The organism is Arthrobacter sp. (assembly GCF_031179985.1).
In the GTDB taxonomy this organism is placed as follows: domain Bacteria; phylum Actinomycetota; class Actinomycetes; order Actinomycetales; family Micrococcaceae; genus Arthrobacter.
On the sequence record NZ_JAPSHJ010000086.1, the window covers coordinates 1 to 7,067 of the forward strand.

6 protein-coding genes are annotated in these 7,067 nt (G+C 63.4%); all 6 read left to right on the plus strand.

What is annotated here, in order from left to right; all coding sequences use genetic code 11:
• Positions 1-236: 236 nt before the first annotated feature.
• The 6 genes from RIN13_RS19745 (at position 237) to RIN13_RS19770 (ending at position 6,965) form a co-directional block, all read left to right on the plus strand.
• Positions 237-1,463 (plus strand): serine protease, encoded by a 1,227-nt coding sequence (locus RIN13_RS19745; RefSeq protein WP_309109015.1) that lies wholly within the window; start codon positions 237-239, stop codon positions 1,461-1,463.
• A 948-nt stretch (positions 1,464-2,411) separates the two neighbouring features.
• Entirely contained in the window at positions 2,412-3,530 is a 1,119-nt protein-coding gene (locus tag RIN13_RS19750) for a glycosyltransferase family 2 protein (RefSeq protein ID WP_309109016.1), read from the plus strand.
• Entirely contained in the window at positions 3,518-3,697 is a 180-nt protein-coding gene (locus RIN13_RS19755; protein ID WP_309109017.1) for a hypothetical protein, read from the plus strand. Before RIN13_RS19750 ends, RIN13_RS19755 begins: the two co-directional genes overlap by 13 nt.
• Complete coding sequence (locus tag RIN13_RS19760; protein WP_309109018.1) at positions 3,694-5,193, plus strand: hypothetical protein; 1,500 nt, start codon at positions 3,694-3,696, stop codon at positions 5,191-5,193. Before RIN13_RS19755 ends, RIN13_RS19760 begins: the two co-directional genes overlap by 4 nt.
• Positions 5,190-6,035: a polysaccharide deacetylase family protein gene (locus tag RIN13_RS19765; protein WP_309109019.1), complete on the plus strand. Its 846-nt coding sequence runs from the start codon at positions 5,190-5,192 to the stop codon at positions 6,033-6,035. Before RIN13_RS19760 ends, RIN13_RS19765 begins: the two co-directional genes overlap by 4 nt.
• 45 nt (positions 6,036-6,080) lie before the next feature.
• On the plus strand, positions 6,081-6,965 hold the full coding sequence (locus RIN13_RS19770) for a glycosyl hydrolase family 18 protein (protein ID WP_309109020.1): 885 nt from the start codon (positions 6,081-6,083) through the stop codon (positions 6,963-6,965).
• Positions 6,966-7,067 lie beyond the last annotated feature (102 nt).

The window sequence follows — 7,067 nt, forward strand, 5'->3', positions numbered from 1 at the left end:
CCACTCCTGCCTGGTTATCCTGCGCCGCCCGCTGTTTCTGGTCACCGGCACATCTTACCGGCCCCGTATATTCATCACGCCTGAAGGCCTTCCAAGCGGGTCGGCCACGAAGGTCAGGCCCAGCGGGCCGACTGTCCGCGTGTCGCGCTTGTTGAGCTGCGGGCTGTTGCTAGCGTGACCCTACTGCACCGGGGCTGGGCTGGGCGGGACGAAACCCGTGGAAAAGGATGCCCTATATGACGTTCACAGCCCCTAAGACAATAGTCCGTGTTGCCCCGGCCTTCCTGGTGCTGCTGCTGGCGACAGCCTGCGTGCCACAGCAGGCACCTCCCCAGGAAACGCCACCACCAGAAACAGCAACGCAGACAGCGACGGCGTCGGCGACGCCCACTCCGACGGGTACCCCGGCGCCAGAAGATTGGGCCGAAACCTTCCAGCTGGTCAAGTCCGGGGTGGCCGAACTTGCTGTGACCCTGTGCGAAGGTGGCGGGTCGGGTACGGGGTTCCTCGTCGGAGAGGACCTGATCATGACAGCGGCCCACGTGGCCAAGAATGAAGTAGCGATCAACGTCTCCGTTAATGACCAGTTCACCTCCGCCCGGGTCCTGGGAATCAATGACACCCACGACCTGGCCCTGCTCAAGACTCCAACTCCGCTCACGGGCCATCAGTTCAAGTTCGCAACTGCCCTGCCGGCCCAGGGAGTTGAGGTAGCTGCTTTGGGATTCCCCTTGGACAGCGGCCTGACCTTCACGTCAGGACGGGTCAGCGCCCTGGACCAGGAACTGGAGAGCGATACAGGGACACGCCGCGGGCTGATCCAAACCGACACGGCGATCAATCCCGGCAACAGCGGCGGCCCGCTGGTGTTGATGGAAGGCCGCGTAGCGGGAGTGGTGAGTGCCAAAAGGGCGTGGGTGCTCGGGACCCGTGATGTGAACGATTTCGGGGCCGAGGGCGTAGGGTACGCCGTGCAGGCGTCCACGGCCGCAGCAGCCGCAACGGACTGGGCCCAGCGCAACACGCCCCTGCCTTCCGCGGACTGCAGGAGCCATGCGGAAACCACCACCAGCAACATCATCACCACCAACAATGCGGACCATGAGCAGGCGTCCGGAGTGATTCAGAGCCTGCTCCGGCACGGCCAAGCGATCAACCGCGCCGCGTACGAAGCGGCCTTCGCTGTAATGACGCCTGAACTGCAGGCGGAGGTGGAGGGGTTTGAAACGTGGAAGGCCGGCCTGAAAACGTCGTTCTGGCGGGCTTTGACAGTGAACGCCATCAATGGATCCGGCGATCAGCTGACTGTGGACGCGGTCCTGCGTACCGAGCAGGCTGCAGCCGACGGCCGGGACGGCCAGACCTGCTCCGACTGGACCATCGAATACCGGATGACCTGGGACGGGACCATCTGGCGCATCGCCGGCGCAGACGACCCCAGCGGGCCACCCAAGCCCTGCTGACCCGGGGTGAATGAACGGCGTACGACGGCGGCACGCGGCCGCCGTCGTACGCCCACTTGTCCTGTCAGGAGTGACGAACGGGAAGTCGTAAAACCCCGAGGCCTGCGTCGGTCTTAGTCGAGCGCAACCTAAATGGGCTTCGAAGTTGAGGGCGGGGACGCGGGTCAGTCGAAGACCCTTCGCGGGCAGAGCTTCCAACCATGGTTTGGCCACGGCTGACAATATGAAAACGACGAAAATTACGTCCCTCTGCGAAATAAGTCGATTATTTCAAGAGTGCCACAAGGGACAGTATTAGCCGTTTCGCCAATCAACGTGGCGGGCACTTTCGTCATGGCCATTGCTGCGTGACAGAAATATCAGCAACTTTCTGTATGTGTCACAACGGTTGCCTCCGACCATCTTCGCTGATCAGCAAGGCGATTACCTGACATCGTCAATACGATGCCCGAACCCCAGTTAGGTAACAGCACAAAGATCGGCCCCGAGGAGGGCAGAGGCACCGCCACAGGTTGCTGCTCAAAAGGGAGTAGTCCAAGTAGCCCCATACTTCGGAAACAGGTAATCGCTTTTAGGTAGAGTCCGCTGGCGGCAACCTAGGCTGACTTCATCGTCGAGAAAGCGGCGCTGTAGTTAGAAGTCCCGAAGCGGCAGTGGTCACAACCGCTCGTTCGGGGCAAATGGCATCCTCGCCGGTTCATACCAAAGTTTGGGGCTGACGCCCTCAAGGCAGGTCCGTGAATAACGGACGGTACTTCAAACCTGACACGTCTAAGAAGGCCTGCATTGCAGGACATGATCATGACCTGCGCGCCATTGCAGTACGCCTGTATAGAAACAAAACTTCGAAATTCTCACCGGGAGCACCATGACTTTTGACATAAAGCAGCAGGAGCGCACCAAGGTGGGCAGCCCCCGCTGCGCCGAAGTCCGGCGGGGAGGTTGGTGGTGAAACTAAGCAACTACCTCAGCCAGAGCCCGCTAGCGCAGGCCGTTGAGAAGCCCCGGCCGCCGGCACGGGTGATCGCGATCATCCCAGCGCACAACGAAGAGATCGGGATCGCTCAGACCATTGATAGCTTGCGCCGCCAGACCCAGACCCCCGACCACATCCTCGTTGCGGCGGACAACTGCACAGACGGCACCGTGGCCATCGCAAATGCCATGGGGGTGGAAGTCCTGGAGACCTGGGACAACACCGCCAGAAAGGCCGGCGCGCTCAATCAGGGACTCGCCATGGTCCTCCCCGCTCTTCAGCCCCAAGACGTCGTGCTGATGATGGACGCAGACAGCCGCCTGAACCATGACTTCGTGGCTGCCGGCATGGCCTACTTCGAGCGCTGGCCGCTGCGGGGAGGAATCAGTGGCTCCTACCTTGCCGCGGACCAACCCTCACGCGTGGCCCTTCTCCAGAAAATCGAGTACACCCAGGGGCTGCGCACGGTGCATCGGCGTGCCGGGCGCATCCATGTGTTGTCAGGGGCGGCCACCATGTTCACAGTCGAAGCGCTGCGGAAGGTAGCCGAGATGCGAGGCAGCAGTGTCATCCCCGGAGTGGAGGGACTGGTCTACGACGAGTCCTCACTCACGGAGGACTACGAGCTGACCGTGGCGCTGAAGCGGGTGGGCTACGACCCTCGGTGCGCCGTCGACTGCATCGTCGTCACGGACGTGATGCCGACGTGGCACGACTGGATGGTCCAGCGGTTGCGCTGGCAGCGGGGGACGCTGGAGACCCTGTTCACCTATGGATTCGTGGAGCATACCCGCAAGGCCTGGGCCGTGCAGGCGTGGACGTACTTCCGCAGCGTCATACCCCTGCTGATGCTGGCGACTTGGGGCTATGCCCTGGCCTTCGAGGGTGTGTCGTTCCACCCGTTCTGGCTGCTGATCATCCCGGTGTTCATGCTCGACCAGTTGGTCGCCACTTGGAACGCAGGCTGGAAGGCGCGGATCTACGCCACCGTCATCATCCCGCTGTGGATTTACGAGACATACCAGTCGGTCGCGTACTGGAGGGCTCTGCGCCTTGCGCTGCGTGGTGGAGAGAAGGAGTGGCTGACCTGATGGAGACTTTCCTGGGCCTTTTGGAGGAGGTCACGCATGACGGCTTCATGGCCGGGGTCACCGGGCTGACAACTCTCACGATGGTGATTCTCGGGATCGCGGTACGCCGCATCCTGCCCAAGCACAAGCACGACACCACACTGCCTCCGAGGAGGGAGCAGACATGACTGACGCCCTCATTCGCCCTGTCAACACGTACCGTCGCCCCGCTTGGAATGAGGCCGTAAGCCAAGCCCTGCCAGCCAAGCTCCAGGTCGAGAGCACACCTCTCTGGGTGGGTCGCGCACCGCTGATTGCGCTGCTCGCCCTGCTGGCTGCACTCAGCCTGCGGCTGTCCAACACGGCCTTTATCGATGAGGCGCTCTACATCAACGCAGGGCACGACTACCTCACGCACTGGCTGACCGGCGACGGCGTCGAAGCCTACGGCGACTCGTTCTCCGGCGTGCCGTTCGTCTACCCCGTGTTTGCTGCCGTCCTGGACACCCTCGGGGGGCTCGTACTGGTCAGGGCGTTCAGCTTGCTGTGTGTGCTGGCGGCGACGATCTTCGTCTACCGGGCGCTGGCCGACCTGGGGTATCGGAGTGAGGGTATGCTCGCCGCTGCCGTCTTCGGTCTGACCGGGCCTGTCGTGATCGCCGGTGCCCTGGCCACCTTCGACGCCCTGGTCATCGCCATGCTGGCCGGCGCGTTCTGGACAGGCGTCCAGAAGGGCGCACCGTCGGCAGTGGCAACCGGGGTGCTCCTCGGCCTCGTTCCCGTCATGAAGTACACCGGCGCGATCTTCATCCCGGTGATTCTCAGCGTGGTGTTCCTGACCTTGCCGCGCTGGCGCGCAGTCCTTGCCGGCGTCGTCGCAGCAGCGATCTCTGCTGCCGCCTGGCTCGCGTGGTCGCATCAGATTGCCGCAGGCATCGCTTTCACCACCTCCGACCGACCCGCGCTCAGCCCGCGCTCCACGGGTGAGCTCGTGGCATGGGTGGCGCTCGACATTGGCATCCTCATCCTCATCGCACTGGCGGGCGGACTGTTGATGGCCCGGCGCGGGCGGGGTCATGCCGTGCTGGGACTGGGGCTGCTCGGCGTCGGCATTGCTCTGCCCGCCGCGCAACTGATCCTCGGCGAGGGCTTCCCATTCGACAAGTACATGGCCTACTCAGCGCTCTTCCTGGCTCCTCTGGCTGGCTACGCCCTGGCGAAGCTGTCCAGGCGCACATGGAAGCTGCTCCCGGTGACGGTGCTGCTGCTGACGGCCCTGTTGTTCGGAGTTTCCCGCTCGGGCGCCATGTACAACTCCTGGGTCAACATTCAGCCCGTCCTGGATGTGATCGAGGACGAGCCAAGGCCGGGCATTTACATCTCCTCGGCGACAGACTCCCTGAAGTACCACCTGCGCGACCACCCCGAGATCACTTGGGAGACAACTTTCACCCTTTATCCCCGAGGGGAGGAAGCCATCAGGGTGGCCGTGGAGGACCTACGGTTCGAGTCCGTGATCCTTCGCTCTGCCAGCACCGGGGCGCCGGATCAGGACGCAGGACAGGCTGTGCTGCTCCAAGCCCTCCGGGACAGCTCGTTCTACGAGCTCACCGCAACCATGCCTGCCCGCAAGCACAGTGAGACCGACATGTGGCTCGTCTTCACCAAGAAAGAGACAGAATGAACACCCGTCGAGGGCTTCGCAGCAAGACTTGGACCCGTGGCAGGGCGACGGCGGTGGCCGCTTCGACTGCCGCCGCTGTCGCCCTCGCCGGAGCGATCCAGACGGTCGTTCAGGATCACTCAGCCCCGACATCTACTGTCACCACCGCCACAACTCAGAGCGCTCCGATCGTGGAGCGCCCCCTGAACAACAACTGCTCGAGTGGCTATGTCACCTTCACCTTTGATGACGGCCCGCGCGAGAACACCGAGAGGGTACTCGATGCGCTCGACGGATTCGGCATCGATGCCGTCTTCTTCTGGAACGGCCAGAGGGTCAAGGGCCGTGAGCGCACGGTGACTCGCGCCCTTGCCGACGGTCATGTTATCGGCAATCACACCTGGGACCACGCGAATTTGACGACCGGGGAGCTGCCCAACGGCAGCACGGAAAGCTGGGGAAAGCAATGGGTGCACAGTGAGCTGGAGCGGACAAACGAGGCCCTGATAGCTGCCGGCGCCCCTCGCCCGACCCTCTACCGCCCGCCCTACGGTGCAACCAACAGGCAGGTGGACGGGGTGGCCCAGGAGCTCGGCCTGCGCCTCGTGATGTCCTGGGGAAACCACGCCGACGACAACATTGTAAACACCAAAGACAACGAGGGCGCGACCACCCAGGAGATAGTCGACGTCACGATCCTCTCGATGCGAGACGGCTCGATTATCACGATGCACGACGGCCCGGGAGTCGAGTCCCTCGACGCCCTCCAGGCGATCGTGGACGCAATGAACGAGAAGGGCCTGTGCGCCACCACAAAGCTGCCTGAAGATGCTACCGGCCGCGGCTTGGAACTGTCCGGTTGAAGAGATCCTGGCGCCCGTCCGAGCGGAAACGAAGAGGAGGCACTTGTGGCCAGGTTGCCCGGCAAAGTCGTCGCCGCCTACTGGACACGCTGGAACGCCGGCATCCGGCTAACACAGGTACCGCAGGCGTACAACGTGCTCTACTTGTTCGCCGCTGGCCGCTCCGGTGACGTCGGGGGCATCGGGTGGGGCATGAACGGCATTTCCGCCGACATCAGGACCGTCCGCACCAGGGGCCAGCGTGTGCTGCTCTCGGCGGGCGGCGCGGGCCAGGGGATCATCTTCTCCTCCCGGGAGGTGAGCCAGCGTTTCGTGGACAGTGTCGTGCGCATCAACACCGAGCTGGGCGGGACCACAGCCAGCCCCATGATTGACGGGGTGGACTTCAACACCTTCGAGGCCGAGGCCACACCGAACACCGCAGAGTATCTGTGGATGTTCGCAGAGCTGAAGCGCAGGTTCGGCCAGGACTTCAGCATCACGTCCCCGCCTTCCCCATCGAAGGCCGAGGACAAGGCGATGATCCGCGAGGCCCTGTCGAAAGACCTCATGGCCTACGCAGGGCCGCAGTTTTATGACGGCCCGGGGCTGGCTGACCCGGCGTATATCATCAAGACCACGCGCGATTGGGTGCAGAACGTGGCTGGAGGGGACGCGAGCAAGATCGTCGTGGGTTTCGGCATGGAGAGCATGCCAAACTACTCCTCCATCCAGCAGATCCTCACTGCCTGGAAGGCGATTGAGGAGGAGTTCCCAACGATCCGAGGGGCGTTTCTGTGGCAGCACAAGACCGACTCTGACCGGGGGTGGGCCTTCGCCAACCAGCTGGCCCCGCTCGTCCTGAACAATGGCTCTCCTGAGCAGACCGTGCCCTCGGCCCTGCCGCCTGTACCGCCGCGCCGGCGCCGACTCAGCTTCCCGGCCCCGTAGTCAAAGTCGGCTCGGGCAAAAGCGCAGGAAACCGCCCGTGACCCAGGAACAGGTCCTCGCGACTTCTGAACACGGCACAACGGCCAGCTCGGGGTTCCGCCG